Annotated in this window: 23 protein-coding genes; 15 read left to right on the top strand and 8 right to left on the bottom strand. The window is 63.2% G+C overall.

The features are described 5' to 3' along the window. Positions 1-67: 67 nt before the first annotated feature. The 4 genes from DA1_RS11075 (at position 68) to DA1_RS11085 (ending at position 1616) form a co-directional block, all read left to right on the top strand. A complete protein-coding gene (locus DA1_RS11075) occupies positions 68-457 on the top strand; it encodes a MerR family transcriptional regulator (protein ID WP_034398808.1) in 390 nt (129 codons plus the stop codon). A gap of 18 nt (positions 458-475) precedes the next feature. Beyond that, on the top strand, positions 476-622 hold the full coding sequence (locus tag DA1_RS30375) for a hypothetical protein (RefSeq protein ID WP_230590906.1): 147 nt from the start codon (positions 476-478) through the stop codon (positions 620-622). A 72-nt stretch (positions 623-694) separates the two neighbouring features. Then, positions 695-1249: a hypothetical protein gene (locus DA1_RS11080; RefSeq protein WP_155294302.1), complete on the top strand. Its 555-nt coding sequence runs from the start codon at positions 695-697 to the stop codon at positions 1247-1249. Positions 1250-1403: 154 nt separating this feature from the next. Next, positions 1404-1616 carry a hypothetical protein gene (locus DA1_RS11085; protein WP_051940928.1) on the top strand — a complete coding sequence of 71 codons (213 nt, stop codon included), beginning with the start codon at positions 1404-1406 and terminating at the stop codon, positions 1614-1616. An 85-nt stretch (positions 1617-1701) separates the two neighbouring features. On the opposite strand, the gene DA1_RS11090 is transcribed toward DA1_RS11085, so the two are convergent. Continuing rightward, on the bottom strand, positions 1702-2136 hold the full coding sequence (locus tag DA1_RS11090; RefSeq protein ID WP_034395563.1) for an SEL1-like repeat protein: 435 nt from the start codon (positions 2134-2136) through the stop codon (positions 1702-1704). A 306-nt stretch (positions 2137-2442) separates the two neighbouring features. Between DA1_RS11090 and DA1_RS11095 the strand changes: the two genes are divergently transcribed. Both DA1_RS11095 and DA1_RS11100 read left to right on the top strand, forming a co-directional pair. Further along, a complete protein-coding gene (locus tag DA1_RS11095; RefSeq protein WP_034395560.1) occupies positions 2443-2856 on the top strand; it encodes a VOC family protein in 414 nt (137 codons plus the stop codon). Between the two features lie 126 nt (positions 2857-2982). After that, complete coding sequence (locus tag DA1_RS11100) at positions 2983-4209, top strand: PQQ-dependent sugar dehydrogenase (protein ID WP_034395557.1); 1227 nt, start codon at positions 2983-2985, stop codon at positions 4207-4209. Between the two features lie 69 nt (positions 4210-4278). On the opposite strand, the gene DA1_RS11105 is transcribed toward DA1_RS11100, so the two are convergent. Further along, a complete protein-coding gene (locus tag DA1_RS11105; RefSeq protein WP_034395554.1) occupies positions 4279-4512 on the bottom strand; it encodes a hypothetical protein in 234 nt (77 codons plus the stop codon). A gap of 175 nt (positions 4513-4687) precedes the next feature. Here DA1_RS11105 and DA1_RS11110 point away from each other — a divergent pair, with 175 nt between their 5' ends. Beyond that, positions 4688-6070, top strand: a complete 1383-nt coding sequence (locus DA1_RS11110; protein ID WP_034395551.1) for an aminotransferase-like domain-containing protein — start codon at positions 4688-4690, stop codon at positions 6068-6070. 130 nt (positions 6071-6200) lie between these two features. Here DA1_RS11110 and DA1_RS11115 read toward each other — a convergent pair whose 3' ends face one another. Next, positions 6201-6917 (bottom strand): aspartate/glutamate racemase family protein, encoded by a 717-nt coding sequence (locus tag DA1_RS11115; protein ID WP_034395547.1) that lies wholly within the window; start codon positions 6915-6917, stop codon positions 6201-6203. A 95-nt stretch (positions 6918-7012) separates the two neighbouring features. On the opposite strand from DA1_RS11115, the gene DA1_RS11120 reads away from it, so the two are divergent. From DA1_RS11120 to DA1_RS11140, 5 genes are all read left to right on the top strand, one after another. Continuing rightward, complete coding sequence (locus DA1_RS11120) at positions 7013-7807, top strand: AraC family transcriptional regulator (RefSeq protein WP_034395544.1); 795 nt, start codon at positions 7013-7015, stop codon at positions 7805-7807. Positions 7808-8236: 429 nt separating this feature from the next. Further along, positions 8237-9466 carry a sensor domain-containing phosphodiesterase gene (locus DA1_RS11125; protein WP_034398803.1) on the top strand — a complete coding sequence of 410 codons (1230 nt, stop codon included), beginning with the start codon at positions 8237-8239 and terminating at the stop codon, positions 9464-9466. A 293-nt stretch (positions 9467-9759) separates the two neighbouring features. After that, the gene (locus DA1_RS11130; RefSeq protein WP_080736935.1) at positions 9760-10869 is read left to right on the top strand and encodes an acyl-CoA dehydrogenase family protein; all 1110 of its coding nucleotides are present in this window, start codon (positions 9760-9762) and stop codon (positions 10867-10869) included. Positions 10870-10932: 63 nt separating this feature from the next. Next, positions 10933-11799, top strand: coding sequence for a phosphate/phosphite/phosphonate ABC transporter substrate-binding protein (locus DA1_RS11135; protein ID WP_034395538.1), 867 nt, complete (start codon positions 10933-10935; stop codon positions 11797-11799). 8 nt (positions 11800-11807) lie between these two features. After that, positions 11808-13061: a ferritin-like domain-containing protein gene (locus DA1_RS11140; protein ID WP_034395535.1), complete on the top strand. Its 1254-nt coding sequence runs from the start codon at positions 11808-11810 to the stop codon at positions 13059-13061. A gap of 54 nt (positions 13062-13115) precedes the next feature. On the opposite strand, the gene DA1_RS11145 is transcribed toward DA1_RS11140, so the two are convergent. The 4 genes from DA1_RS11145 to DA1_RS11150 all read right to left on the bottom strand — a co-directional run bounded on the left by DA1_RS11145 (position 13116) and on the right by DA1_RS11150 (position 21085). After that, a complete protein-coding gene (locus DA1_RS11145; RefSeq protein ID WP_034395532.1) occupies positions 13116-15974 on the bottom strand; it encodes a midcut-by-XrtH protein in 2859 nt (952 codons plus the stop codon). A gap of 761 nt (positions 15975-16735) precedes the next feature. Beyond that, complete coding sequence (locus DA1_RS30380; protein ID WP_155737651.1) at positions 16736-17212, bottom strand: hypothetical protein; 477 nt, start codon at positions 17210-17212, stop codon at positions 16736-16738. Continuing rightward, the gene (locus DA1_RS29610; RefSeq protein WP_081232005.1) at positions 17197-18873 is read right to left on the bottom strand and encodes an RHS repeat-associated core domain-containing protein; all 1677 of its coding nucleotides are present in this window, start codon (positions 18871-18873) and stop codon (positions 17197-17199) included. The genes DA1_RS30380 and DA1_RS29610 overlap by 16 nt, the downstream gene beginning before the upstream one ends. 319 nt (positions 18874-19192) lie before the next feature. Further along, on the bottom strand, positions 19193-21085 hold the full coding sequence (locus DA1_RS11150) for an RHS repeat-associated core domain-containing protein (protein WP_062794119.1): 1893 nt from the start codon (positions 21083-21085) through the stop codon (positions 19193-19195). Between the two features lie 168 nt (positions 21086-21253). On the opposite strand from DA1_RS11150, the gene DA1_RS11155 reads away from it, so the two are divergent. The 3 genes from DA1_RS11155 to DA1_RS11165 all read left to right on the top strand — a co-directional run bounded on the left by DA1_RS11155 (position 21254) and on the right by DA1_RS11165 (position 25732). Continuing rightward, positions 21254-22078, top strand: a complete 825-nt coding sequence (locus tag DA1_RS11155) for a porin (protein ID WP_232625581.1) — start codon at positions 21254-21256, stop codon at positions 22076-22078. Positions 22079-22387: 309 nt separating this feature from the next. Continuing rightward, complete coding sequence (locus DA1_RS11160; protein ID WP_230590902.1) at positions 22388-23872, top strand: helix-turn-helix domain-containing protein; 1485 nt, start codon at positions 22388-22390, stop codon at positions 23870-23872. Positions 23873-23941: 69 nt separating this feature from the next. Continuing rightward, positions 23942-25732: a methyl-accepting chemotaxis protein gene (locus DA1_RS11165; protein WP_034395526.1), complete on the top strand. Its 1791-nt coding sequence runs from the start codon at positions 23942-23944 to the stop codon at positions 25730-25732. Positions 25733-25739: 7 nt separating this feature from the next. Here the strand turns inward: DA1_RS11165 and DA1_RS11170 are convergent, their stop codons facing one another. After that, positions 25740-26537, bottom strand: a complete 798-nt coding sequence (locus tag DA1_RS11170) for an SDR family oxidoreductase (RefSeq protein WP_034395522.1) — start codon at positions 26535-26537, stop codon at positions 25740-25742.

A 26537-nucleotide genomic window follows, 5' to 3' on the forward strand; every position in this document is an offset into this window, starting at 1 on the left:
TCCTTGGCACGATGAAAAAACCAAGTGTAGACTGTCGACTCAACTCTACAGTCAAGCGATTTTTTCCATGAATATCGGGGAACTTGAGGTCCGCAGCGGCGCCACGCGCCATACCTTGCGCTATTACGAGAAAATCGGCCTTATTTCACCCTTGCGGCGAACCAACAATTATCGCGTTTACACACCGCAAACCCTGCAAGACCTGGACTTTATCCAGCGGGCACAAAGCATGGGATTTTCTCTTGGGGAAATAGGCGAAATTCTGAATGCTCAGAGAAACAAGTCAATAGATTGCGCCGGGGGTGCAAGACTGATTGAAAAGAAGATGGCGGAAATCAAAAAGAAAATCACTGACCTCAAAAGCATTTATCGGTATTTGGATGCGGAGCGCGCAAACCTTGAAGCCAGTGCGGCCAGGCAACTTGAGCTTCAGCGACTCAATGACTCCTCCAATTAATTGGACAGGAATCGGAGAATGAATGTCACCACCTTGCTGGTGCCGCTGTGTGCGGTGAGCCAACTGACGCGCCGGCTAATTCCGGTCGGAATGGCCTTTGTGGACATCGGCTATCGGCATGTCCTGGCACTGTCCACAACCTGCCAGTGCCGCCTCGTCCTGTAGGTCACCTTCTGGTCCAAATAGGCATCACCTACGTCGTGCGAATTCCACCGGTTGATGCGAAGGAAGAATCCCATGATGAATACTCGAAATCTTGTCGGACGTAATGGGTTGCGGATGTGTGCTGTGGCCGCACTGTTCACAGTGTCGTCCATTCTTGCTGTGGTGGCGGCTGCCGAGGATGCTCGGACCCGGCGGTTGACACTTTGGGAGGCGGTTGATGCTCTTGCCGCGCAAGTGCCATTCAGCCAGCGAAATATCGAGGCAACCCTTTCCCTTCCACTTCGTGAACGTGACGTGCCGGGCAACCCGCTGTCGAATTTTTTCGAGGGTGCAGGGCTTCGCCTTCGTGACAGCCAGCTGGTTTTGAACGTGGATTTGCGAGTGAGGAAAGACGATCCGCGGTTTGCCGTGTTGGTTCTGGACATCGCAGGCGGCTGCGTCAGGATTGCCGACGTGCGTGCTCGTTACGGAACGTTGGAAATTACCGGCTCCCCTCGTGGGCATTCACTGGAGGAGTCGACTTGGTTTTCGTCGGCTCAGCGATGGGGCGAGCTTTCGTTTGGCTTCAAGGAACGCAATCCCGACTGCCTGGCGCAGATAGTGCTTAAAGCGACAAAGCCCGCCTGAGGACGCATGCCGAACGTAGCAAGGCAGCCAAGACCAGTCACTCTCCCGCACGGCAGAATCTAGCTCGATGACAAGAGCCAGACCCCGAAAAATCCCGCTGGCCACCCTCGAAGAGGCAGCGCGGCTCGCAACCCGAACTGCGCTTGAGCCATTCATGCGCATTCCCGACGGTGTCGAGCTGACGTTGGGAACGTTCTGGGAGGAAGATGAGGTTGTTTTCGAGCTGTACATCGCGAAGGACCAACCCAGGGACGCGGTGGTGCTCACGCAGGCTCGTGTGAATCAGTATGACGGGCAGGTGCGGTCCGTCCGCGTTTTTGAGGAAGCAATGGCAATCATGGCGGCGAAGCGGAAGGCAAAGACTTAAGTCGTCCAGCAGCAGTCGCACCGTGCCATGCCCACAACGCACGTCATTGCAGATGACGCTGCAATCTGAAAAGGATTCGCGTAACTCACCCTTCCCACTCGGATGCGCAGGCCACCTTGCCGGTCGGTGAATTTCGCAGACGGTTCAGGAAATCCAACTGGCCTCTGGCCGTTTGACTCCCCTTTGCGACGGCTTGCCGCAGCCAGTGAACTGCTTCGCAGCGATTCGCTTTCACCGCGGTACCGTACAAGGTTGGGCCTGCCATAAGAACCCATGCCAGCGTTTCCTGCGCTTGTGCCTCGCCATCACGGGCCGCCTGGCGCAGCAACGCGAGCATGGGGGCGTAATCACGTGCCGTCTGGGCTTCCAAGGCCAGTTGATATCGCTGTTCGGCGGTGGTTGCCATGTCGAAGGGCAATGGTGTCGCCTGCGCCAGCGCGCCAGCCAGAGCCGCCGCGATGAACAAGCCATTCCCTGCATGTCGTGCCAGTGCGGCCATCAGACGGAATTTGAATCGCATTTTTGTCTCCACTTGAACTGAGTGCAGCCATCGTCGTAGCAATCCCGATTACTGAAAATGCGGAATTTTCGAAGGCGCCCTCAGGACCACCCAGAGGCTGATTCAAGCTGACGTATCGACCTAGTAAAGAACCTGCACAGGATGGACCTCACCGGGTTTTGAGGAGGCTTTAACTCTCAAGAACAAGCGCCCCACACCAGACATCCCCTTGATCAATCTCCCCCCAGGTGGCGCATGATCACCCTGGCGGCCGCGCTGCCCTGCACTCGCCGGTACGCAAGACACAACCACCCCACGGAGCCAAGCATGACCAAGTCCCTCTTCATCAGTCTCCCCGTGACCGACCTCGGCGCCTCCACCGCCTTCTACAAGGCGCTGGGCTTCAGCCAGAACCCGCAGTTCAGCAGTGAGGATGGTTCCGCCATGGTCTGGAGCGAGGCGATCCAGGTCATGCTGGTCACGCATGCCAAGTGGCGCACCTTCACGCAGCGCCCGCTGCCACCGGCCGGCTCCTGCGGATTGATGCTGTCACTGGCCCTTGAGAGCCGCGCCGCCGTGGATGCGATGAACGAGGCCGCTGCGGCCCATGGCGGGCAGGCCGACGTGAATCCGATGGAGGACCACGGCTTCATGTACACGCGCGATCTGGCCGATCCTGATGGACACATGTGGGCGGCGCTGTGGATGGACCCGGCGGCCATGCCTGCATCCGCTGGGTGAGCGAGGCTGAACGCGGCTGGACGCAACTTCAGGCTTGCCGCGCAGATAGCCCGGAATTCGGCGGTGCATTCTGCGGTGCGGCGGTGATGCGCGGATACTGTCCCGTCCCCCACTGCGGAGCAAAGCATGCGATTGCCGAAGTCTGGACTCATCCCCTGGTTGCTCATGGTTGCAACCCCTGTGTTGGCGCAGATCAATGCGGGAACGCTGCCTGCCACTGCATCGCCTCCGTTCAAGGTCACCAAGGTCGCGCAATTCGATCTGCCCTGGCGCATCGCATTCCTGCCGGACGGGCGCATGCTGGTCACCGAGAAGGTTGGCAAGCTGTTTCTCGCGGCCCAGGACGGGCAAAAGCTCGAAGTCACCGGCGTGCCGCCCGTGCTGCATGAAAACCAGAACGGCCTGCTCGGTGTCTACCTGGCCCCTTCGTATGCGAGCGACGGGGCCATCTACCTGACCTATTCGGAGCCCGGAGAGATCCGCGGCACGTCGAGCCTGGCGCTTGCGCGCGCCACGCTCAGGATCGGTGCCGGCACCGATGCGCTGGAAGACCTCAAGGTCATCTGGCGCGACCCCGTCAAGGGCAAGGGCGGGCAGGTGGGTGCCGCCGTGGCTTTTTCGCCGGACCAGAAGTTTCTGTTCCTCACGGCAGGGGACCGGCAGCGCTTCACGCCTGCCCAGGACCCGAATCAGCCGGCCGGCAAGATCCTGCGGCTGACCTTGGACGGCAAGCCCGCGCCCGGCAATCCGATGGAGGGGCAGACCGGCGCAACGTCGGTTCCTGTGATCGATCCGCCCAAGGACACAGAGGCCGCCAAGACTGCGCCGGTGTTGCGCACGTTTGTCTTTGACGGTCCGAATCTGACGCCGTCCGAGACCTGGTCCACGGGGCATCGCACGCCCTACGGCCTGGCATTCGCGCCGGATGGGCGTCTTTGGGAGCTTGAGCATGGGCCTCGCGGCGGCGATGAGCTCAACCTGATCGAGCCGGGCAAGAACTATGGCTGGCCGCTGGTCTCCTATGCGGTGAACTACAACGGCGTGCCCATTGCCAGCCCGGATACGCGAACGGACCTCACCAAGCCCGCGATCTACTGGACGCCTGTCTTCGCGCCGGGCAGCCTGATGTTCTACAGCGGCGAGATGTTTCCGCAGTGGAAGGGCTCAGCGTTTGCGTCCGGCCTGCTGACCCGCGCCCTGCACCGGATCGAGGTGAACGGCGCGAGCGCCACGCCTGCCGAGCATTGGACGGTAGGCTTTCGCGTCCGCGACGTGGCGCAGGCGCCGGATGGTGCGCTGTGGCTGATCGAGGACGACCGCAAGGGCGGTCTGTATCGGCTCACACCGAAGTAGGCAGCTGGGGGATGGTTGCCGCGCTGGGCACGGCCTGCGGGCGCCCGGCGCTGGCAGCGCCACCTGCCATCAAAGGCTCAGGTCCATGCCCAGCATGGTGGCCAGGCCGAAGGTGAAGAGCAGCACGCACAGCAGCAGCAGCGTGAAGACGGCAACGATCTTGCCACTGGCAACGAGCAGCTCGCGCCTGCTCGCCCCCTTCTTCTTGCCCTGGTCGTAATGCCACTTGATGGCGAAGAACATGGCCGTGCCGAACACGAGCACCTTGAAGGTGACGAAGACTATGGGGACCCAATCGATCATTTTGAGAGCTTCCAGCCAATGACTTGGCACTGTCCATGGTGAGGAGCCTCCCTCCCGGACATGGGAGGCGAGAGCGTCAGCGACGGCCATGCAAGCACGGTACTTCCACACCTTGTGGCGCATACTACCCAAAAGCAATTTCCATACATGAACCCATACGTTGCCGCTTAAATCCATGCAAGATGAGCCTTTGCCCCTCTGGTTGCCGCAACTGGCCGTGCAGGGCGGCCCCCGATTCCTGCAGATCGCCGATGCCTTGCAGGCAGCCTTGGCAGACGGATCGCTGAAGCCCGGTGACCGCCTGCCCCCACAACGCCGGCTGGCGGCCCAGCTGGATGTGGACCTGACGACGGTCACGCGCGCCTACGATGAAGCCAGGCGCCGCCAGCTGCTGGAGGGACGCGGCGCCAGAGGCACCTATGTCGCGGCGCCCAAGGTGGAGCTCAACGCCGTGCTGGACCTGAGCATGAACACCCCGCCACCGCCGGCTGGCGTGGACCTGGACGACATGTTGAAGCAGGGCCTGTCGCAAGTGCTGATGGGTGCGGATGCCCAGTTGCTGATGACCTACCACCTGGGTGGGGGAAGCGACTCCGACCGCAAGGCGGGCGCCAGGTGGCTGCAGCCCATGTTCGGAGATGTGGATGCACGGCAGTTGGTGGTCTGCCCGGGCGCGCAGGCGGCGATTGCCGCCCTGGTGCTTGCGCTGACGGAGCCTGGCGATGTGATCCTGACCGAGCCCACCAGCTATCCCGGCCTGCGTGCCGCAGCGGCCCAGTTCGGCCGGCGCATCATTGCGGTGCAAGCGGACAGCCAGGGGATCATGCCCGAGCGGCTTGAGCAGGCATGCCGACAGCACAGGCCCGGGCTGGTCTACCTGAACCCCACGCTGCAGAACCCGACCGCCATCACGCTTGCCGAGGACCGGCGCCAAGAGATCGCCAGCATCGCAAAGCGCTGCCATGTGCGCATCGTCGAGGACGATCCCTACTGGCTGCTGGCCGATGCCCCGCCGCCGCCGATCGCCAGGTTTGCCCCGGAGCAGGTGTACTACATCTCCACCCTCTCCAAATGCCTGACGCCCGGTTTGCGGGTGGCCTTCGTGCTCCTGCCTGACCCGCACGAGCGCCAGCGTTTCCTGGTCGCGCTGAGATCGTTTGCGCTGATGGCCACGCCGCTGACGGCCGCCCTGGCCACGCAGTGGATCCTCGACGGCTCGGCCGGAAAATTGATGGAAGGTGTGCGCAAGGAGGCGCGCCTGCGCCACCGGATGGCCAGGGATGTGCTGGCCGGTCGGTACAGCGGCGCGGGAGACGGCCTGCATGTATGGCTGGAGCTGCCGAGTTACTGGAGCCCGTCGCAGCTTGCGCGTGCCGCCGACAGCGAGGGCATCGCCGTCACGCCGGCGCAGGCCTTCGCCACCGGCAGCGAATCAGTGAATGCCATCCGCATCTCCCTGGGCAGCATCAAGGACCGTGGGCGCCTGCAGGCGGGCCTTCAGCGGCTGTCGCATCTGCTTGCGCGCCTGCCCGAGTCGTTCAGCGCCGCCGTGGTTTAGCGGTTCAGCGCGTATCGAGGCGTGAGGCGTGAGGCGTTGCGCCGATGGGTTGCCACAACGGCTCAAGGCGCCCGGCAACCCGGGGGGTGCACGCCTTTGAAAGCAGGCCTTGGCATGGCTCGCTGGCCGTTCAAGGCTCCAGAGCAAAGTCCACCGCCGCCTGCGCATGCAGGGCGGTGGTATCCAGCACGGGCACAGGGCAATGCTCCTGCTGCACCAGCAGGCTGATTTCCGTGCAGCCCAGCACCATGGCCTGCGCACCCTGCCCGGCCAGCTGCGCCATGATGCGCTGATACGTGCGCCGCGACTCTTCAAGAATCCGGCCTGTGCACAGTTCCTCGTAGATGATGCGGTGCACCTCGGCGCGGTCTGCCTCCTGCGGCAACAGCACCTCCAGACCCTGCTGCTGCAGCCGCTCGCGCATGAAGGGCTGCTCCATGGTGAAGCGTGTGCCCAGCAGCCCCAGCTTCCGGTAGCCGCGTGTGCGGGCTGCGTTGGCTACCGGGTCGGCAATGTGAAGAAAAGGGATGCGCACCGCTGCCGCAATGCGGTCTGCCAGCTTGTGCATGGTGTTGGTGCACAGCAGCACGCCGTCCGCCCCGCCCTGCTGCAGCCGCCGCGCGGCATCCTCCAGCAAGGCGGCGGCGTCGTCCCATCGGCCTTCATGCTGGGCCTGCTCGATGGGGCCAAAATCCACGCTGTACATGAGCAGTTTTGCGGAGCGCAGCGGACCCAGCCTGTCACGCACGCCTTGATTGATGAGCCGGTAGTACTCGGCGCTGGACTCCCAGCTCATGCCACCGATGAGACCGATGACGCGGTGAATTTCCGTGGGGTTTGAGTTCATGCCCGCAGTGTGGGCAGCGGCCGATTTCGCGTCTATCAGGAAATTTCAGTTCAGGAATGCAAGGCAAGGCAAGGGCCATACAAGGCAATACAGCGATGACAGATCACGAACCACCGGGCTTCGAGGTGCAGCTGCTGGGCCGCACGCCCTACAGCAGCCATGACCCGACCCGCCTGCATTCGCTGGGCATCGCGCTGGAGCGCCAGCAGGGCGTGCATGCCATTGCCAGCGATCGCCGCGTCGACTTCGATACCTGGCCCGGGACGGTGGCATGCACGCCGCCGGGCGTCGACGTGTTTTCCGAATCGGCCACGGGCGGCGAGTACCTGGTGGTTCGCTGCACCCAGGCGCATTGGGAACAATGGCTCAGCGAGGGAGCGTCTGCAACCCAGGCACGGCGCGTTGTGACGCCCGGGCAGCGCAGCGCCTTGCAGATTGCGCACCAACTGCGCCAGCTGCTGCTGAGCACCGAACCGGACACGCTGGCCATCGAGCAGGCCGCGCTGTGCTTCATGGCCCGGCAATGCCATGCGTCCACCGCCCGCGTCGAGGCCTTGCGCCCCGTGTACCGCCCTGTCCTGGAGCGCATGGCGGCCGAGTTTGCGCAGCCGTTGAGCATTGCCCAGCTGGCCCGGATGGTCCAGCGCACGCCGCTGCAGTTTCTGCGCGAGTTTTCCCAGCTGCTGGGAATGACGCCGCATGCCTTTCTTGTGGAAACCCGCGTACAGGCGGCCCGCTCCATGATGCGGGCAGACGCCCATTCCCTGGCGGGTATCGCCCACGATTGCGGCTTCAGCCATCAGTCGCACATGGGCGTCGCTTTCCGCAAGACTCTGGGACTGACTCCCCGCCAGTACCTGGCCCGCATGCGTCACACGGGCAAGCAATGACCGATGGAGCACCTGAGACAGCCACAGCCATAGCCACAGCCAGGACATAGGGCTTGACGGGCTTTCCAGGGAGTGCCGGGCCCTTTCAGCTGCCCGTGTTGGATTTTCATAACTATTGTCAATCCGAACAGACGGACTCGACCTGCGCACTTCAACCGCGCATACTTAAGTCTGTTCTTCTCACTACTGCTTTGGGTTGCAAACGGGGTTGCCACTGAGATTGCAACTGGAGATGCGATTGGGATTTTCTATCGCGCGGCAACCACGATTTGCCGTGTATCGGTCAATGGAGCGGGTTAATGATAATTCATTCCTTTTATCAATTCATATCGCACCGCTTGGCCATCGCACTCGGAACCGAGGATAGCCAGCCCGCAGGCAGCGTGTGAATTCAATGTGCGTACACATCTGATAGAGCAGATCAACGAAATGACCCTTCGTAAATCCACATTCGCACCTTTGAGCAGAATTTTCGCTTTTGCCATTGAACTGGATGGAGTCGACCGTGTTCTGTCTGTCGTTCGTCGGCATCTCGGCATGGATGTCGCCTTTGTAGCCCGATTCCGGGAAGAAGATCGGGTGCTGGAGCATGTGGACGAGAGCACTGCCGGAGTGATTTTCCAGCATCAGAAGATTCCATTGAGCGAGGGCTATTGCCAGAAAGTGGTCAATGGCGAGTTGCCGGAGTTGATTCCCGACACCTCCCTGTTGGCCGCGGCCCAGGAGATACCGGAAACGCACACCATTCCTATCGGCTCGCACCTGAGCGTTCCCATCCGCCTGAATGACAACCAATTGTTCGGCACCTTGTGCTGCTTCAGCCACCAGCCCAATCCTGCGCTGAATGCGCACGATATGTCACTGCTGCGGGCATTCTCCGATTTATTGGGACTTCATTTCAGTGCGACTTCTGCCGTCCGGCATGCAAGAGACAAAGTGACGCACGAAATTCGACTTGCAATGCAAGGCAATGCGCTGCGCCCCGTATTTCAGCCCGTATACACCATCGCGACCGGCAAGCTGCATGGTTTCGAATGTCTGTCACGCTTTGACCTGGAGCCACGTCGCCCGCCCGACCAGTGGTTCAAGGCAGCGCACGAGGTGGGGCTGGGGCTGGAGCTGGAGCGCCATGCGATCGACACAGCGCTTGGCGCGCTTGGCAGCCTGCCCACCGACTGGCTGCTCGCCGTCAACTGCTCGCCGCAGCTGATCCAGTCGGGGCAGTTGCCCAGGCTTCTGGGTTCAGACCGGGATCTCTCGCGCGTGACGCTGGAAATCACGGAGCATGCCGCCGTGGATGACTACAGGGCTTTGGCCGATGCACTGGCGCCGCTGCGGCGCCGGGGCGCGACCTTGGCAGTCGACGATGCGGGGGCCGGCTACTCCAGCATGCGGCACATCCTGCATCTGCAACCAGACATGATCAAGCTGGACATGAGCATCACGCACGATGTCGATACCGACCGCAGCCGCCGTGCGCTGGCCAAGGGCCTCACGAGCTTCGCGCACGAGATAGGAAGCGTGGTGGTTGCCGAGGGTGTGGAGACAGCCGAGGAATTCAACACTCTGGCGAGCCTGGGCGTGGATTTGGCCCAGGGCTACTTTTTTGCCAAGCCGATAGGGCCGCAAGAGGCGCTGGCAATGGGCGCTGCAATATAGACCACGATCTTCCAGCAGGCATCCTCGTCTGGCTGCCGGCCGCCTGTTGGCCGAAACCGCCGAAGGCAGTACCCAGCCACCAATTGACCGAAATCAAGCGCCACCGGCAATTGCGCCCGGCCGCCACGCACCCGGCGCATAATCTTTCGCATTCTTTCCCCCAGCCCATCCGCCATTGCAGGTCTGCATGCGGCAGGCGCGCCCAGCGGCCATCGCGGCGCTCCAGCATTTCCCCAGACTTCCAGCAAGTGCCTCTTGGCAGGCGGCCATGGGCATGCCTACGGTGAACCCAGATGGAAGTTTTGCAGCAACTCGAACCCCTCATGCGCGAGATCATCGCGCCCCAGGCCGCGCAGATTGACGAGCAGGCGCGCTACCCGCGCGCAGCGCTGGATGCGCTGGCCGCAGCCGGCCTGCTGGGCCTGATCAGCGCCAGCGAGGTGGGTGGGCGGGGCAAGGGCCTGGCCGAGGCGGTACAGGTGATCGAGCGCATTGCCCAGGACTGCCCCTGCACGGCCATGGTGCTGACCATGCACTACTGCGGCGTGGCACTGATCGAGCCCTTTGCCGATGACGCGGTGCGCCGCGACATTGCCGCCGGCCGCCACATCACCACGCTGGCCGTGTCCGAGGCGGGATCGCGCAGCCATATCTGGGCGCCCACGGGCACGGCCACCGCCGCTGAAGATGTCATCCACCTGAATGCGCTCAAGAGCATGATCACCTCGGCCGGCGAGGCCGATTCCTATGTCTGGATCTCGCGCGCCACGCAGGGCGAGGGCAATACGCTATGGCTGGTGGACAGCCGCCTGCCGGGGCTGTCCATTCCCGGGCGCTTCAACGGCATGGGGCTGCGCGGCAATGCCTCCTCGCCCATCGAGGCGCGCGATGTGGGCGTGCCGCGCGCCCGCATGCTGGGCGCCGATGGCGAGGGCGAGGCCGTGAAGGGCCGCCACCTGATGCCGTTTTTCCCCACGCTGATCGCCACCACCTCCATCGGCCTGATGCAGGGCGCACTGCGCCGCGCCGTGGCCCATGTGGCGGGCACGCGCTTTGCGGAAAGCGGCAGCTCGCTGGCCGACCTGCCCACCATCCGCGCCTACCTGGCCCGCGCCCAGCTGCGCCTGGAGCAGGCGCGCCTGCTGCGCGAAGACACCGTGGCCGCCGTGCAGGCCGCCCGCCCCGACACGCGCACGCGCCTGCTGCAGACCAAGGCCGCCGCCGCCGAAGCCGCGCTGGAGGTGACCGACATTGCCATGCGCGTGTGCGGCGGCGCCGCCTTCCGCAAGGAGCTGGGCATAGAGCGCCTGTTCCGCGATGCGCGTGCCGCCTCGGTCATGGCGCCCACCACCGACGTGATCTACGACATGCTCGGCAAGGCCATGTGCGAAGCCGCTGCCTGAACCTGCGCCGCAGATCCTGTCGATAGCCTCAATCCCCTTCCCCATCCAGCAAAGGACTTCCGAATGACGACAACCGCCCCTGTGATCAAGCTCGGCGCCGTGGCCTACGCCCCCAAGGTGATCACCATCTGGGAAGGCTTCAAGGCGTATTTCATCGAGCGCGGCTACTACTTCGACTACGTGCTCTATTCCAACTACGAGTCGCTGACCGAGGCGCTGATCGCAGGCGATGTGCACCTGGCCTGGAACTCGCCGCTGGCCTTTGTGCGCGCCGACCGCATGGCCCGCGCGCGCGGCCTGCGCGTGGAATCCATCGCCATGCGCGATACCGATCTGGACCTGCATTCGCTGCTGGTCGTGCCCGCCGACAGCCCCATCCAGAACGTGCAGGACCTGCGCGGCAAGACCGTGGGCTTCGGTGCGGTGGACTCGCCCCAGGCCACGCTGATCCCGCTGGACCATCTGCGCCAGGAAGGGCTGGTGGCCGGGCGCGACTACACGGCACGCCGCTTTGACGTGCTGGGCGGCAAGCACGGCGACCACATTGGCGGCGAGCGCCTGGCCGCCGCCGCCATGGTGGCCGGCGAGATACAGGCTTCATGGATGGTGGGTAAGAACTACCTGGCCTTTGCGCGCGAAGGCACGCTGCCGGCAGGCGGCACGCGCGTGCTGGCCACCTCGGGCGCGTTCGACCACTGCAACATGACGGCCGGCCCGCACATCGATGCGGAACGCGCCGCCGCCTTCCGCGACATCCTGCTGGCCATGTCCTGGGACGACGCGGCCGTGCGCCCGCTGCTGGAGCTGGAAGGCCTGAAGGTCTGGCACCCAGGCCGCGGCACGGGCTACAGCCTGCTGGAGCGCGCGGTGACGGACGAGGCCTTCTACGACGCCGAAGGCCGCATCACCGTGCAGGACTACCGTTACTGACACGCGCCATGGCCATGCCTGATTCCGACAGCGGCACCCTGCCCGCCTCCACCCTGCCTGTCATCGACCTGCAGGGCCTGGGCTTCGATGCCGGTGCCCATCTTCTGGTCAAGCACGCGCTGGCCGCCCTGCCCGTGGGCGGGCAGCTGCGCGTGACCGGCAGCGCGCCGGGCTGGCAGGCCCAGCTGTCGGGCTGGTGCAGCGACCAAGGCCACGGCCTGCGCTGGGAGGACGGCGCGGGTGCAGCACAGGCCATGGCCATCGTGGCGCGCGGCAGCGCGCAGTCCGGGCGCTGGCGTGGCGCGGCGCAGACGGGCCGCAGCGATGCACGCGCGGGCGGCGATGCCGTGGCCGCGCAGGCCCAGCCTTTCTGGGGCCTGGCCGCGCGTGGCGCGCAGGTGGAAGCCGGGGCGCCGGCCTTCCATTTCCGGCTCAGCGACAAGCTGCAGGTCTGGACCGACAGCGCCGCCGACCTCTACGCCCAGGCCGTGGCCGCGCAGTGGAATGCCGATACCGACATCGACTGGTGCGATGCACCCGAGCTCCCCGCACCCGTGGAAGACGCCATCGTCCAGCTCATGACCTACATGGTGGAGAACGAGAACGCGGCCCTGCTGGTGCCTGCGCGCTTTCTGGGCCAGCTGCACCCGCACTACCGCGAGCTGCAGGCGGCGCTGGCCATCCAGGTGGCCGACGAGGCGCGGCACATCGATGTCTTCACGCGCCGCATCCGCCGCCACGGCCGCGAGCCCGCCCTGTCCACGGCGGGCGGCCAGGCCTCGCTCAAGAGCCTGCTGGACGAGACGGATTTTTCCGTGGCGGGCTTTTTGCTGTCGGTGCTGGGCGAAGGCACCTTCGTGCACCTGCTGCAGTTCCTGCAGACCGAGGCGCCCGACCCCCTCACACGCCAGATCTGCCGCCTGGCCGCGCGCGACGAGGCGCGCCATGTGGCCCTGGGCATGTCCCACCTGCTGTACCGCCTGCAGCACGAGCCCGGCTTCCAGCACCAGCTGGCCCAGGCCGTGGAGCAGCGCTTCGACAACCTGGCCGGCACCTCGGGCCTGAACGAGGAAGTCTTCGACGCCCTGATCCTCATCGCCGCCGGCGCCCTCACCCCCGAAGCCCTGGCCCGCGGCGCCGCCCGCGTGCAGCAGCTCATGCGCGACATGGCCGACGGCCGGTTTTCCAAGCTGCTGCGGCTGGGGTTTGAGCGTGGGCATGCGGAGCGGCTGGCTTCGCTGCATACGCGCAATTTCATGTAGGCACGAGAAACGGACCCGATGCCCGGTGCCCGATCGCCACAGGAACAGCGCCGGTCAATCCACGATCAATTTGCTGTTGTTCAGCAGCTGCGTGATGATCTGCTCGTCCGTGGTGGCGCCGGAGTACAGCGCCTGCAGATTCACGCCTTCCAGGATGATCTGCTGTGTCTCGGCCGATGCCGAGTAGCCTGCACCCACCGCATGGGAGTCTGCACCGAAGCCGCCCGTGTGGCTGACATGGACCCATGTATCGCCTCCCGTGATCTCGAAGTGCAGGTAGTTGGCCAGGTTGCCTGCGGCATTGCTGGGGCCTGCGGATTCACCCTGCAGCAGGTCGCGCAGGTCCAGTACATCACCGCCTGCGCCGTTGGTTCCCGCTGCCGCCGTGGAGAAGTTCTGGATTCGGTCCAAGGCCGGCGTTCCCGCCGCCCCCTGATCTCCCAGCGACCAGACAAAGACATCCACAAAGCTCTCGCCCGCATCGCCGCCTATCAACAGGTCGTCGCCGGAGCCTCCGATCAGCCGGTCCGTGCCCGATCCCGCGTTGAGGGTGTCGTTGCCGCTGCCGCCGATCAGCACATCGGAGCCCGAGCCCGCCGACAGGTTGTCGTCGCCAGCGCCCCCGAAAACGATGTTGTTTCCGCTGCCGGCGTTGATGGTGTTGGCGCCGTTGCCACCGGTGATGTATTCGTTGGCCGAGTTGCCCGTATGGTTGCCGCTCTCGGTCGTGGTGATATCCACGGTCGTATATGAGGCCTTGAGCGTGACCACGGTGGATGTCGATGCCGTGAAGCCGCCGCTGACCTCCGTCGCCGTGACCTGGACCGTGAGATGCGTGGCGTTCGTGGTGTAGCTGCCAGGCAGATTCAGGATGAGATTGGGCAGGTCGGCCTCGGTGAATTGCCAGACACCACCACCCAGGTTCGTACCCGCATTGAAGGACAGATTGGTGGGCAGTCCACTGATCCTGATCGACAGGGTTTCCGAGCCATCCGTATCCACCAGCTTCGTGGTTATCGGAAACCTGACGCTGGTCCCGCCTGTCCCGTGTGCGATGGCCAGCAGGGACTTCAGGACAACGACCGAAGGAGCGCTGGCCGCCCCAACCGACAGATTGACCGTGCCAATACTGGTGCCGCCGCGTCCATCGCTGACGTCGTAGAGAAAGCTGGCCGGTCCTTCGTAGCCTGCAGCGGGCGTGAACAGCACCCCGCCCGCCTGCAATGCAAGGCTGCCATTGACCGGCGAATGAGCCAAGGTGATGGTCAGGCTGTCGCCGTCGGCATCCGTGTCATTGGCCAGCAGCGTGGCAAAGCTGATGCTCAGCGGGATGTCCGTGGCAACCATCAATTGATCTGCCACGGCAACCGGTGCATCGTTCACGGGAGTGACCGTGATGGAAACGGTGGCGATGTTTCCCATGGCCTGCCCGTCGCTGGCACGGTAGGTGAAGCTATCGGAAGTCGTCTCGCTGCCGTTGTGGATATAGGTGAAGGTGCCATTGCCGTTCAGCGTCAGGGACCCGTTCGCCGGACCCGTCACCAGCACCGCGACGAGCGGATTGCCGTCAGGGTCCGTGTCGTTGGCCAGCACGCTGGTTGCACCGCTGGCAAGGACCGTGGCCACAGCGCCCTCGGCCACCACTATCGCATCGGAGACAGACACTGGCGGTTGATTGCCGGAGGGCGCAGCAGCAACCGTCACCGACACACTGGCCGTGGCAGAACCGCCCCTGCCGTCGCCAATGGTGTAGGTGAAGCTGTCGCTGCCGGTGAAGTTGGCGTTCGGCGTGTAGACCGGATTGCCCGTGACGGCATCCACGACCACGGAACCGTGGGTGCCCTGGGTGATGCCGTAAACGGTCAGGCTGTCCCCATCCGCATCGCTGTCGTTCCCGCGCACGGCGATGGTGACGGATGTATCGGCATCGGTGGTGGCCGTATCGTTGCCGGCCACGGGCACCCGGTTCACGAAAACACTCAGCGTGCTGGACGCGCCGGTCTGCACGGTGTAGCCGATGGCCAGCGGATGGCCGCCGCTGTAGTTCGCATCCGCCTGGAAAGTGAAGCTGCCGTCTGCCTGCAGCGCGAAGGTCCCGCGCCCCGCCACGTTCCGGGAGCTGCCGGCCGCCACGGTCTGGCCTTCATAGGTGAAGCTGGCGACCACGAGCGCCCCATCGGCATCGGAATCGTTGGACAGCACATTGCCCGTGCGCTGCCCGGCCGTGTCCACCTGCACGCTGTCGGGCGCAAGCACGCTGGCATGGCTGCCGCGCACGGTTTCCGCCGCCGCGGCGCACAGTTGCGCCACGTCCACCCAGCATGAATCGCCCGCCTCCAGCGCGGCGCCGACTGCGCAGGCGCTGCCGGGACGCGGGGCCGTCGATGGAATCGCGCCCGGCACGCCCAGCGGAAAGCAGGTGTTCCACACAGGGTCCGTGATGCCGGTGACTTTCAGCCGCACCGACGTCTGGTTGCGATAGACCACGGGCAGGAATCCCTGCGGTGCGCCATCGGCACCCAGCGCTGTCGCCTGCACGGGAACGGTGAGCGTCTCGCCTGCGGCCTGGTTGAAGGCTTCCTGCAATTCCTGAATCTGGGCCTGCACCCGCTCGCCCCAGACCGCCGTGGCTGCGGTCACGACAACAGCACCGCCCATGGCCCAGGCACGCAGGCCGACCAGGGAGATCCGCCCTTTTTGTACACCCCGCACAAGGTAGGCCCCCAAGGCCAACGCCAGCAGCGCAAGAGCGCCAGGGTGGTCCACAGGAATCGCCGCCGGCGCCACGGCTGCCAGCGGTGCCACCGTGATGCTCTGGGCCTGGGCGGCCGGTAAGGCACAGGCCACGGCCAAGGCGCCCAACGCCTGTGCGAGCCCCGTGCCACGGGCAAGGAATTGGAAAAGTTGCAGCATGGGTCTGGCCTGGAAGAAAAGATCCGAAGATCCGAACAGGCGGGGAACGCTCCCCGCCGCTGCCTTCAGGCAGGCCACAAATGACTGCTCTGCTGACAATTTCTTACTCTAGACGATGGTCTGCGCAGCGCATATCCCTGAAAGCAGGTAATTGGCAGCTGAGAAGCCCTCCTGGCACACGCCACTTGAAGGCCGTTGGCGTATTGCGTGGGTTGAACAGCCAGGGGGCGGTGTTGCCGGCCAGCACGGCTGCGTCGGTGTCGCTGTGCAGGGTCTGGGTGTTGTCTGTCCCGCGAATCTCGAAGCTGCGGCGGGCATGCAGGCCGTCCCACTGGATACGTTCATAGGCCAGCGGGCTGTAGGTGGCCGCGCTGCCTTGCGTGGCCTTGTTCAGGCCCGCGTTGCTGAGGAATTTTCTGCGCGCAGGTTGCCTGCGTTGTAGCGGTACTGGGCCAGGGTCTGCGCACCGCTGCCGTGGTCCTGGTCCACGCGGATGAGCTGGTCCTGGGCGTTCCAATGGTAGCTGGTGGTGGAGGTGACGGCACCCTTTGTCTGCGCCTGCGTGAGGCGGTTGCCGTTGGCGTCGTAGGTGTAGCTGGCGCTGGCTGCGCCGCTGATCTCGGTGCTGCTGGTTTCGCCTGCCCCGCTCTGGCTGGTGCGGCGATTGAGGGCGTCGTACTGGATGGTGGTGCTGCTGCCACCCGGGGCAGAGGCAGTGACTGCGGTATCGCCGCATCTCGTTCACTGAATATCAGTGCATCCTAGCCATGAATTTCAATTAATTCCTTCAAATATTTTTCCATAGCAACGAAATGTATGGCTGTTGCAAAAGGTCGCTTTGGATCCTGTTTTGAGTTTTCTCTAATTAAAGAGGGAATCTCCTCGTTAAGCCAGAGTTCTCGATGTGGATATATAGCATATTTTTCCCCTTCAATATCCTCAATTAACATGTGGCCACGCCAAGCATCCTCATATAGCCTATTTGAAATCAGAGAGATGAATATAATAGCCTCATCCCCAATAGACAATTGGGCATCCCCCCACGTCCCAGGAGAGCAGACAAAATCAATTTCCCTTCCCAAAGCAGATAAATCAATTCCTTTCTGCGTCGATAATATCTCCACCACTATCGCCTTCAATACTTGAGGCTCTGGGGAACTGATAACACGAGCCACTATGACATCATGCTTTTTTACCTTACTTACCAAAAAATCTTGATTTCTCATTCCGGCTTCCATGGCATACCCAATTTCTCCAATAATGGCATGTAGTTTCTCATATTACCCGTCGCCTCTGGTATAGGTATACCAATACTCATTGGAAATGTCGCACAATTGAATGTGCATGAATTTTTCCCGGGGAAACCATACATAGCATTATTCATCGGACTATTTATTCCGATTGCATTATGCGCTGATTTTATCATATCAAATTGCTCATGAGACATAGGAATCCTATGTTCTATTACCGCCCGAGGAACACCACCTCGGCTAGCAGCGCTGCTGTTAGCAATTGATCGGAAAATAGCCGTGTCATCCGTGATAACTCCGGGATAACTTGCACCATTTCTTAGCAACTGCACCGCTTCAAAAGCAGAGATGCCATCAGGCATTTTTGGCCCAAATCCATAAATGGTTTTTCCTCCATCAAATGAATAACCAACATGCCCGGTTACAACATAAGGATGAGGCGCATCTACAGCCATCAAATCTCTAGTAGAGCCTGCACCTCGAAAGCCAAAAAGGCTGACTGTTGGAACCTCTGTGTTTGAGGGCACTTCGCTTGCTGAGCTGTGTGTCCGAGCATCATTCCTCACAGCCTGAGCAGTCTTGCTCACCGACTTCCATTCCCCAGCCGCCCGAAGCCTTGGCCCTTCGGCTACCAGTGTCGGCGTTGTGTCGCTCACCTCTGGCCGGACTTTTGCCGCTTCTATGGTCGGCGTCTTCGCCGCCAGCACAGGCTCCGTGGTTTGGAGTTCCTTTGCCAGTGCTCTTGCTACCGTCCTCCGATCCAGGCTGCTTTTGATGGCATTTGCCAGAGGTACCGATCCGGCCCCCAACGCACCACCCACGGCCGCCGAAGTTGCCGTTTGCTGCAGGTCATAGCCGCTCTGGATGCCACCACCCATGTGCGCCGCCTGTGTGGCAGCATCGCCTGCCGCGCCGCTGCTGGCTCCTACAACAGCAGCCACTGCTACTCGTCCTGCGGTGCTGCTGGCTGCGCCCACCAAGGCACCTCCAGCAGCTCCAGTAGCCACGTTCAGTCCCGCCACGGCCAGGCCGCCGCCCACGCCTGCACCCCAATACTGGCCTTGGCTGATCTTGCCTTCGTCGTAGGCATCTCGCATGGGGTCGTGCACGCTGGCAAAGCCCAGCGTGGAGGCCACGTATAGGCCTTTGCCCAGGGCGTAGAGGGCGCAGGTGAAGCGGCCACATCCTTCTGCAGCGTTGTCGATCAGGGTGGAGGTCGACTGCTCCCCATTCGGATCCACATACCGATACGGGTTGTACCTGCCGTACTGGTAAGCACCCCAGGTAATCGGCAGCCTCGCCTCACCCTCCACCGGGTCACGGCTGATGAACTGGCCGCTGGCCGGGTCGTAGTAGCGTGCCCTGGCGTACAGCAGGCCCGTTTCCGGGTCTGCGTAGTAGCTTCCGAAGCTGTGGCCGTTGCTCTTGAGGCCTACGCCCGCGTTGCCGCTGGCTTTGCTGTCCACGCTGCCGTAGGCGCCGTACAGCAGCAGGCTTTCGGCCTTGGCCGTGCCGCCTTCGCTGGCAACGGTGGCCACCAGGTTGCCGTTGCTGTCCGCATGCAGTTGCGTGGTGCTGCTGGTGCTGCCCAGGCCGTTGGCGTATTGCGTGCGGTTGAACAGCCAGGGGGCGGTGTTGCCAGCCAGCACGGCTGCGTCGGTGTCGCTGTGCAGGGTCTGGGTGTTGTCTGTCCCGCGAATCTCGAAGCTGCGGCGGGCGTGCAGTCCATCCCACTGGATGCGCTCATACGCCAGCGGGCTGTAGGTGGCCGTGCGGCCTTGCGTGGCTTTGTTCAGGCCCGCGTTGCTGAGGAATTTTTCTGCACGCAGGTTGCCTGCGTTGTAGCGGTATTGCCGTGATCCTTATCTACGCTGACTAGCTGGTCAGGGCCGCTGTCGCGATAGTTCAGCGTAGTTGCAGCACCAGTGTCCAGATTCTGTGGCTTTTGCCAGCACTCGATTTACCCCTCTACTTCCTCAAAGGTAGCAAATCTCGACCATCAATTTCATAAATATCGGTACTGAAAACAACTGAGAAATTTTCAGAATTTATGTCAACAACAGCCTTAAAAATAACAAAAACCTCATTTGACGCATTAGATATAATATAACGCTTCGCACCAGTATCAGGATCGGTTTTGACGAGAATATATCCACCATTCCTCTCTTCCCAAGAGTCTCCCGCGCCTAGTACTGACGAAGGAATTCCTGTAAAACAAAATTCCCAAACTCCTTCACTTTTTTTGCAACCTCCATAGTTAGTAGAAGTTCTAAACCAAGAAGGCCAAGTCTCTTTTGGATAAATTCTCAGAAAACCTTCAAAGAACAGTTGAGAAGCCTTATCAAATTCACTAGTCAAATTATCTTTCTTCACTCTAATTTCCCCCATAGATTCTTGACCATTGCTTACGCATAATTTCAGACTGAATGATTGCGTCGTCTGATGGAAGCTGACCGAACGTATGATGCCCGCCGTCACCCCATATAGCGCTACGCTGCTGCCCCATCTGTTGAAGGTCAGCACAGCGAACCCTATGGCATAACCAGCAATCTTGGTCCCGCAGTCACGCCAGCGGTCGCACTCTCCATTGGGGTCGGTATACCGATACGGGTTGTACCTGCCGTACTGGTACGCACCCCAGGTGATCGGAAGCCTCGCCTCTCCCTCCACCGGGTCACGGCTGATGAACTGGCCGCTGGCCGGGTCGTAGTAGCGTGCCCTGGCGTACAGCAGGCCCGTTTCCGGGTCTGCGTAGTAGCTTCCGAAGCTGTGGCCGTTGCTCTTGAGGCCTACGCCCGCGTTGCCGCTGGCTTTGCTGTCCACGCTGCCGTAGGCGCCGTACAGCAGCAGGCTTTCGGCCTTGGCCGTGCCGCCTTCGCTGGCAACGGTGGCCACCAGGTTGCCGTTGCTGTCCGCATGCAGTTGCGTGGTGCTGCTGGTGCTGCCCAGGCCGTTGGCGTATTGCGTGCGGTTGAACAGCCAGGGGGCGGTGTTGCCAGCCAGCACGGCTGCGTCGGTGTCGCTGTGCAGGGTCTGGGTGTTGTCTGTCCCGCGAATCTCGAAGCTGCGGCGGGCATGCAGGCCGTCCCACTGGATGCGCTCATAGGCAAGCGGGCTGTAGGTGGCCGCACTGCCTTGCGTGGCCTTGTTCAGGCCCGCGTTGCTGAGGAATTTTTCTGCGCGCAGGTTGCCTGCGTTGTAGCGGTACTGGGCCAGGGTCTGCGCACCGCTGCCTTGGTCCTGGTCCACGCGGATGAGCTGGTCCTGGGCGTTCCAGTGGTAGCTGGTGGTGGAGGTGACGGCACCCTTGGTCTGCGCCTGCGTGAGGCGGTTGCCGTTGGCGTCGTAGGTGTAGCTGGTGCTGGCCGCGCCGCTGACCTGCACGAGCTGGTCACGGCCGTTGTAGCGGTAGTCCAGCGTGCCTTCAGGTGCGGAGGCACCGGTTTCCAGGCCGTTGGTGCTGCCGACAGGCGGACCCGTGGCACCGACGGTGGCGACCACGTTCTGCTGAATGCGCCGGCCTCCCGCATCCAGTTGCCAGGTGGTGCGGCGCTCGGGCGTGGTGTGGCTGGTCAGGCGGTCCTGGGCGTCGTAGGTCCAGCTTTCCACGCGGGTGCGGTTGTGGCTGGCGCTGTTGCTGCCTCCGGGCAGATGGGCGCTTAGGGCCGCGCTGCGATTGGCGGCAGACAGGGATTCCGTTCTGCTGCTGCCGACGCGGTTGCCGTTGACGTCGTAGGTGTAGGCGGTGTCCAGGATGGTGTTGCCTGCGCCTGCCGTGGCCTGGGTGCTGCTGGTTTCGCCAGCCACGCGACCGGCCTTGTCGTAGCGGGTGCTGGTGCTGCTGCCATCGGGGTGCAGCAACTGGGTGACACGGCTGGATTTGTCGTAGCTGATGCGGGTGGTGCCGCCTGCCCCGCTCTGGCTGGTGCGGCGGTTCAGGGCGTCGTACTCGATGGTGGTGACGCTGCCGCCCGGGGCGGATGCCGTGGCGGCCGTGGTGCCGATGCGGTTGCCCTGGGGGTCGTAGCTGTGCGTGAGGCTGTTGCCCCAGGCGTCGGTGGCCTTGACGGGCCGGTTGAAGGCGTCGTAAGTGGTGGTTTCGGTACGCGTGCCCTGGCTGTCTGCCTGTGCCTGTGCCTGGGCGGCAGCTGGGGCCAGCTCACGGCCGGGCGCCACTACACCACGCTGCACACCTCGCTGGCCAGCTATGCGCTCACCGGCCTGATCTGGGGCAACGCGGCCAACTATTTCCGCGACGGCACGGTGCTGCGCGCCAGCAATTCGCTGCGCTACCAGTCGCCGAACATGGGCGGCTTCACGGTGCGCGGCATGTATTCGTTCGGCGAGGCGGCGGGCTCCAGCGTGGCCAGCCTGTACGGCGGCTCCGTGGACTATGCGGCCGGGCCCTGGGCACTGGGTGCATCGTGGATGCAGCGGCGCACCACGGCCGTGAATACCGACCGCTATGCGCTGCTGGGCGCGGCCTATGACTTCGGCGTGGCGCGCGCCGCGCTGCTGCTGTCCACGCGGCGCGACGACCTGCCTGCCGCCACCAGCGGCCAGGGCCGTTTCTACGAGGCCAGCGTGACCGTGCCCATGGGCATGGCGGGGCAGTGGCTGCTGTCCTATGGTGCCTACCATGGACAGGCTCGCGCCCAGAGCGATGCGCGTGCGCTGAGCGTGCGCTACGACCACTCGCTGTCCAAGCGCACCAAGCTCTATGCGGGCGTGGGCCGCATCCACAACGAGGCGGGTGCCGCCTTCACCATCAACACCGCCAGCAATGCGGGGCCGGTGGTCCAGGCAGGCAGCCGGCCCAGCTCGGTGGTGCTGGGCATATCGCACGCGTTCTGATTGCCGGGGGCAGGCGCGGCCAGCGCCTGCCATGCCGACAGGACGGCCCGGCTGGAGTCTGGCTGTTGTAACAACCCCATGAAATCCAGGGAATATTCGCCTATTTGAATGGATTTTTCCAATCAGAAAAAGTCTGTCCAATCAGCGAATTAGGCGATTTGCAAGAGAGAAAGTTTCGCAAAAAGACAAGTGCCTGCGTGATCCGGCAAGAAAAATAAAATCCAAATGTAAACAATTGTTTATCTGGCCTGTAAGATTCTTCCAGTCAATCAGTGTTTCCCCAGGAGGGTGTTGTGAAGCACCTTGCCGATGCATTCATCGGGAAAATGCATCTCACCCGCCTGGCCATTGATTTTTTCATATAAGAATTCTTACTCATTCAATCTTTTGACGCACCACATCCACGGCCACCAAGATGAGAGCGCATCCAGATTATGGAGAATAATATCCGCCCATCACCAGCAAGCCGATACTGGATATAACAAAATCAGTCGAGCCGAGGAATTGCTACAGGCCTGCAAATGGCCAGAGCCTTCCATATATCCCTTGCTGGTGCTCAGATATGTGCAGGAAGCACAGGCCATTTTCGAGCTGCACCGCATGCCCGACCGCGTGGTTTCATGCCGCATTGCAGCCGCCTTCATCCATTGCCAGCTGGGTGAAGAGCGCAATGCGATTGCACTGGCCACTGCGGCAATGGCCAATCCCGCGCTGCTGCAGCCGGAATCCATGGCCTGCGCCACCTATGTGAGGGCGCTGGCGCACAGCCGGCTGGGCGAGCTCGATACCGCCTTGCAATTGATCGAAGGCAAGGACCATGATTTCGCATTGATGGCGCCGGGCATCACGCCCTGGCTGTCCGCCCTGATCAATTGGGCCAGAGCGCAGATTCTGTGGAAGATCTATCTCTACAAAAATCACCAGAATCTGTGGTGCGGGCCGCCCCCGGATTCAGGCCTGGTCCAGCTCGGTGCCGCGGCACCCGACAGCGCCGACCTGCAGGCGCTGCTGGAGCGGGTCGGCCGCCAGCTGCCAACGGGCCTGGCCTGGCCCTACAGCGATTTGCTGCAGCTCTCGGTCAAAGGGCTGGATGCGGGCCGCCGCGAAGCCGCTGGCGTGATCCGTGCCATTGAACGCATCGGCGTCCGCCACCAGATCAAGAACCCGCCGATTGCCGGCTGGGCCTGGCTGAGCAGCGCACTGGTGCACTGCAGCAAGCGCCAATATGCCCAGGCCCTGCAGGCGGTGATGCTGGCAAAGTCCACGGCCCAGACCTACCAGCTCGAAGGCCTGTGCCGCAATGCCCTGGTCTACGAGTACCACATACAGGAAACGCAGGGCGATTTTGCAGGCGCGCTGTCCACGCTGAAGGCGCTGAACATCATGCGGCTCAAGAGCATGGCCATCAGCCCCTATCTGGAGAAATCCAGATTCACGGCCATGGACGAGGCACGGCTGCACGATCTGGAACCCGCCTATGTCAAGCGCGCCCTCCAATACATACAAGAAAACCTGGACAAGAAACTACCGATCCAGACCATTGCCGACCATTGCCGCGTCAGCCGGCGCACTTTGGAGGTTTCCTTTCGCAACAGCCGGTCGTGCAGTATCGGTGAATATATAAGGCAAAGCCGTATCCATCTTGCGGCCGAATCGCTGCTGACCACCGACCAGAGCATAGGACAGATTTCCTCGCAGCTTGGTTATTCCTCGCTCTCATCATTTTCCAGAGATTTCTCCGGACATTATGGAATACCGCCGTCTGTCTGGGTGCGCCATCATCGATTGGCGTGATCCGGATTTTTATGCAATGCGGCCCGATTGCGTGGCACGCAGCCATATTGAATACTGAAAGGAATACGCATGAAATACCTGAAAAACATGAAGACGGGCTCCATGTTGGGTCTGGGTTTTTCGATTCTGATTGCCATCGCGCTGTCGATTGCGCTGTATGGCCGCGCCCAGCTGGTACAGGCCTCCGATGATGTGGCCTACCTGGCCGACAAGCGGATCACCAGCCTGCTCCGGCTGGTGGAGATCAAGGGCTCGGTGGAGTTCATCTTTCGCGGCGTGCGCAGCATGGCGTTGATGGAGGACGCCGGGGAAAAGAAGCTGGCCAAGGCCGCACTGGATGCACAGCGCCAGAAGATCGGACAGCTGATGGAGAAATTCCGCGAAGGCCTGAGCACACCGCAGGGCGTTGCCCTGTACGACAACATGAAGAACGCGCGCATTGCCTATCTGCCGCTGCTCGACCAATTCATGGAGGCGGCCACGCGCCACGACCTGCAGGCCGTCTCGGCCATGCTTGGCGAAAGCGGGGAGTTCCGCAAACGCCAGGACGCGTTCTTCAACTCCATCAATGACATCCTGGCCCACCAGCAGGTGCGCGCCACGGAAACGGCGCAGGCCTCCGAGGACAAATCCCTGGCTGCCGGGCGGCTGATGCTGTCCCTGGCGCTGGCCGCACTGGCCATAGGCGCGCTGGTGGGCTGGGCCATCACGCGGCGCATCACGGGCCTGCTGGGCGGGGAGCCCGCCTACGCGGCGCAGATCACGCAGGAAGTCGCCAGGGGCAACCTGGCGGTGGCCGTGGCGCTGCGGCCCGGTGACACCACCAGCCTGCTGGCTGCGCTGAACTCCATGCGCGCCAGCCTGGCAGACATCGTCAGCCAAGTGCGCCACAGCAGCGAATCGATTGCCACGGGCGCCAGCCAGATCGCCTCGGGCAACGCCGACCTGAGCGCGCGCACGGAGGAGCAGGCCGCCAACCTGGAGGAAACGGCCGCCTCCATGGAGCAGATGACCGCCACCATCCAGCAGAATGTGGACACGGTGCGCAGTGCCTCGGGCCTGGCCCAGTCGGCCAGCGCCACGGCCGTGCACGGCGGCGAGGTGGTGCATGGCGTGGTCAGCACCATGGAGGACATCACGCACAGCTCGCGCAAGATCGAGGAAATCATCGGCGTGATCGACGCCATTGCGTTCCAGACCAACATCCTCGCGCTCAACGCCGCCGTGGAGGCCGCGCGTGCCGGGGAACAGGGCAAGGGCTTTGCAGTGGTCGCCTCGGAGGTGCGCTCGCTGGCCCAGCGCTGCGCCAACGCGGCCAAGGAGATCAAGGGCCTGATCAGCGAGAGCGTGGGCAAGGTCGCCGCCGGCTCCCGCCAGGTGGCCGAGGCCGGCAGCACCATGAACGACATCGTCACCCAGACGCACCGCGTGGCCGAACTGATCTCCGACATCGGTGCCGCCACGCAGGAGCAGTCCCAGGGCGTGACCCAGGTCAGCGACGCCGTGCAGCAGCTCGACCAGGTGACGCAGCAAAACGCCTCCCTGGTGGAAGAGTCTGCCGCCGCTGCCGACAGCCTGAACAAGCAGGCGGCGCAGCTGGTGCAACTGGTCAGCGTGTTCCGCCTGGATGAAAGCGAGGCCCGGGCACAGGCCGTGTCCGCGCCGGTGGCAGCGGCCGTGTCGGCGCGCGCACAGACCGCCAGGCCGTCTCCCGCGCTGGCCCCAGCCGTGCCCCGTACCAAGCCCCTGCGTGCGGCAGCGGCGGCGGCCTCCAGTGCACCTATGGCGCTGCCTGCCAGGACCACAGCACCCCGCCGCGCCACGGCGGCCGAGATGGCGGAGGAGTGGGAGCAGTTCTAGAACAGGCTCAGCGCATCACCAGGCCGCCATCGACGAACAGTACCTGTCCCGTCATGAAGCCGCTCAGTTCCGAGGCCAGGAACAGCACCGGCCCCGCCACGTCTTCGGGGCTTGCCAGGCGGCGCAGCGGCGTGGCGGCCATCAGCGATTCTCGGAAGGACTCGCGCGTGTCCTGCGTGCCCTGCGTGGGATAGACCAGGCCCGGCGCGACGCAGTTGACACGTATGCCCACGGGCCCCAGCTCGCTGGCCAGGTTGCGGCTGAAGGCCACCAGCGAGGCCTTGGCCGTGGTGTAGTCGTGGTAGGGCACGACGGGGTGCTCCACCAGGTTGCTGGCGATGTTGACGATGCTGCCCCGCGCGCGCTGGCGCATCTGCGGCAGCACGGCGCGGCAGACGTTGAAGGCCGCGCCCACGGCACCGTCGTACTGGGCCTGGTAGTCGCTCCATTGCAGGTCGTCGAAGCGGCGGCGGCGCTCGGGGTCGAAGGCGTAGGGTTTGAAGGCGTTGTTGACCACGATGTCGATGGCGCCCGCCTCACGCGCAATGGCCTCGGTCATGGCCTGGACGGCGGGCTGCGAGCCCACATCGGCCTTGATGGCCCAGGCATCGCCTCCGGCCTGCTTGCCCGCAGCCTGGCAGGCCGCCACGGTCTGCGCGGCGGCAGCATCGTTGGACAGGTGGTTGACCGCCACGAGGGCGCCCTCGCGCGCAAAGGCGGTGGCAATGGCCGCGCCTATGCCGCGGCCGGCGCCGGTGACCAGCACCACCTTGCCTTGCAGTCCCAGGGAAGACGGCTGTGCCAT

The organism is Delftia acidovorans NBRC 14950, from assembly GCF_001598795.1.
GTDB lineage: Bacteria > Pseudomonadota > Gammaproteobacteria > Burkholderiales > Burkholderiaceae_C > Comamonas > Comamonas acidovorans.

Bases quoted from the DNA above. Each gene is read 5' to 3' on its own strand.
- DA1_RS11160 (WP_230590902.1), top strand. From the start codon at position 22,388: ATGCATTCATCGGGAAAATGCATCTCACCCGCCTGGCCATTGATTTTT.
- DA1_RS11140 (WP_034395535.1), top strand. From the start codon at position 11,808: ATGGCCATGCCTGATTCCGACAGCGGCACCCTGCCCGCCTCCACCCTG.
- DA1_RS11095 (WP_034395560.1), top strand. From the start codon at position 2,443: ATGACCAAGTCCCTCTTCATCAGTCTCCCCGTGACCGACCTCGGCGCC.
- DA1_RS11080 (WP_155294302.1), top strand. From the start codon at position 695: ATGATGAATACTCGAAATCTTGTCGGACGTAATGGGTTGCGGATGTGT.
- DA1_RS11135 (WP_034395538.1), top strand. From the start codon at position 10,933: ATGACGACAACCGCCCCTGTGATCAAGCTCGGCGCCGTGGCCTACGCC.
- DA1_RS11075 (WP_034398808.1), top strand. From the start codon at position 68: ATGAATATCGGGGAACTTGAGGTCCGCAGCGGCGCCACGCGCCATACC.
- DA1_RS11120 (WP_034395544.1), top strand. From the start codon at position 7,013: ATGACAGATCACGAACCACCGGGCTTCGAGGTGCAGCTGCTGGGCCGC.
- DA1_RS11085 (WP_051940928.1), top strand. From the start codon at position 1,404: ATGCGCATTCCCGACGGTGTCGAGCTGACGTTGGGAACGTTCTGGGAG.
- DA1_RS11125 (WP_034398803.1), top strand. From the start codon at position 8,237: ATGACCCTTCGTAAATCCACATTCGCACCTTTGAGCAGAATTTTCGCT.
- DA1_RS11100 (WP_034395557.1), top strand. From the start codon at position 2,983: ATGCGATTGCCGAAGTCTGGACTCATCCCCTGGTTGCTCATGGTTGCA.
- DA1_RS11165 (WP_034395526.1), top strand. From the start codon at position 23,942: ATGAAATACCTGAAAAACATGAAGACGGGCTCCATGTTGGGTCTGGGT.
- DA1_RS30375 (WP_230590906.1), top strand. From the start codon at position 476: ATGAATGTCACCACCTTGCTGGTGCCGCTGTGTGCGGTGAGCCAACTG.
- DA1_RS11145 (WP_034395532.1), bottom strand. From the start codon at position 15,974: ATGCTGCAACTTTTCCAATTCCTTGCCCGTGGCACGGGGCTCGCACAG.
- DA1_RS11090 (WP_034395563.1), bottom strand. From the start codon at position 2,136: ATGCGATTCAAATTCCGTCTGATGGCCGCACTGGCACGACATGCAGGG.
- DA1_RS11130 (WP_080736935.1), top strand. From the start codon at position 9,760: ATGGAAGTTTTGCAGCAACTCGAACCCCTCATGCGCGAGATCATCGCG.
- DA1_RS11105 (WP_034395554.1), bottom strand. From the start codon at position 4,512: ATGATCGATTGGGTCCCCATAGTCTTCGTCACCTTCAAGGTGCTCGTG.
- DA1_RS11170 (WP_034395522.1), bottom strand. From the start codon at position 26,537: ATGGCACAGCCGTCTTCCCTGGGACTGCAAGGCAAGGTGGTGCTGGTC.
- DA1_RS30380 (WP_155737651.1), bottom strand. From the start codon at position 17,212: ATGGAAGCCGGAATGAGAAATCAAGATTTTTTGGTAAGTAAGGTAAAA.
- DA1_RS11110 (WP_034395551.1), top strand. From the start codon at position 4,688: ATGCAAGATGAGCCTTTGCCCCTCTGGTTGCCGCAACTGGCCGTGCAG.
- DA1_RS11115 (WP_034395547.1), bottom strand. From the start codon at position 6,917: ATGAACTCAAACCCCACGGAAATTCACCGCGTCATCGGTCTCATCGGT.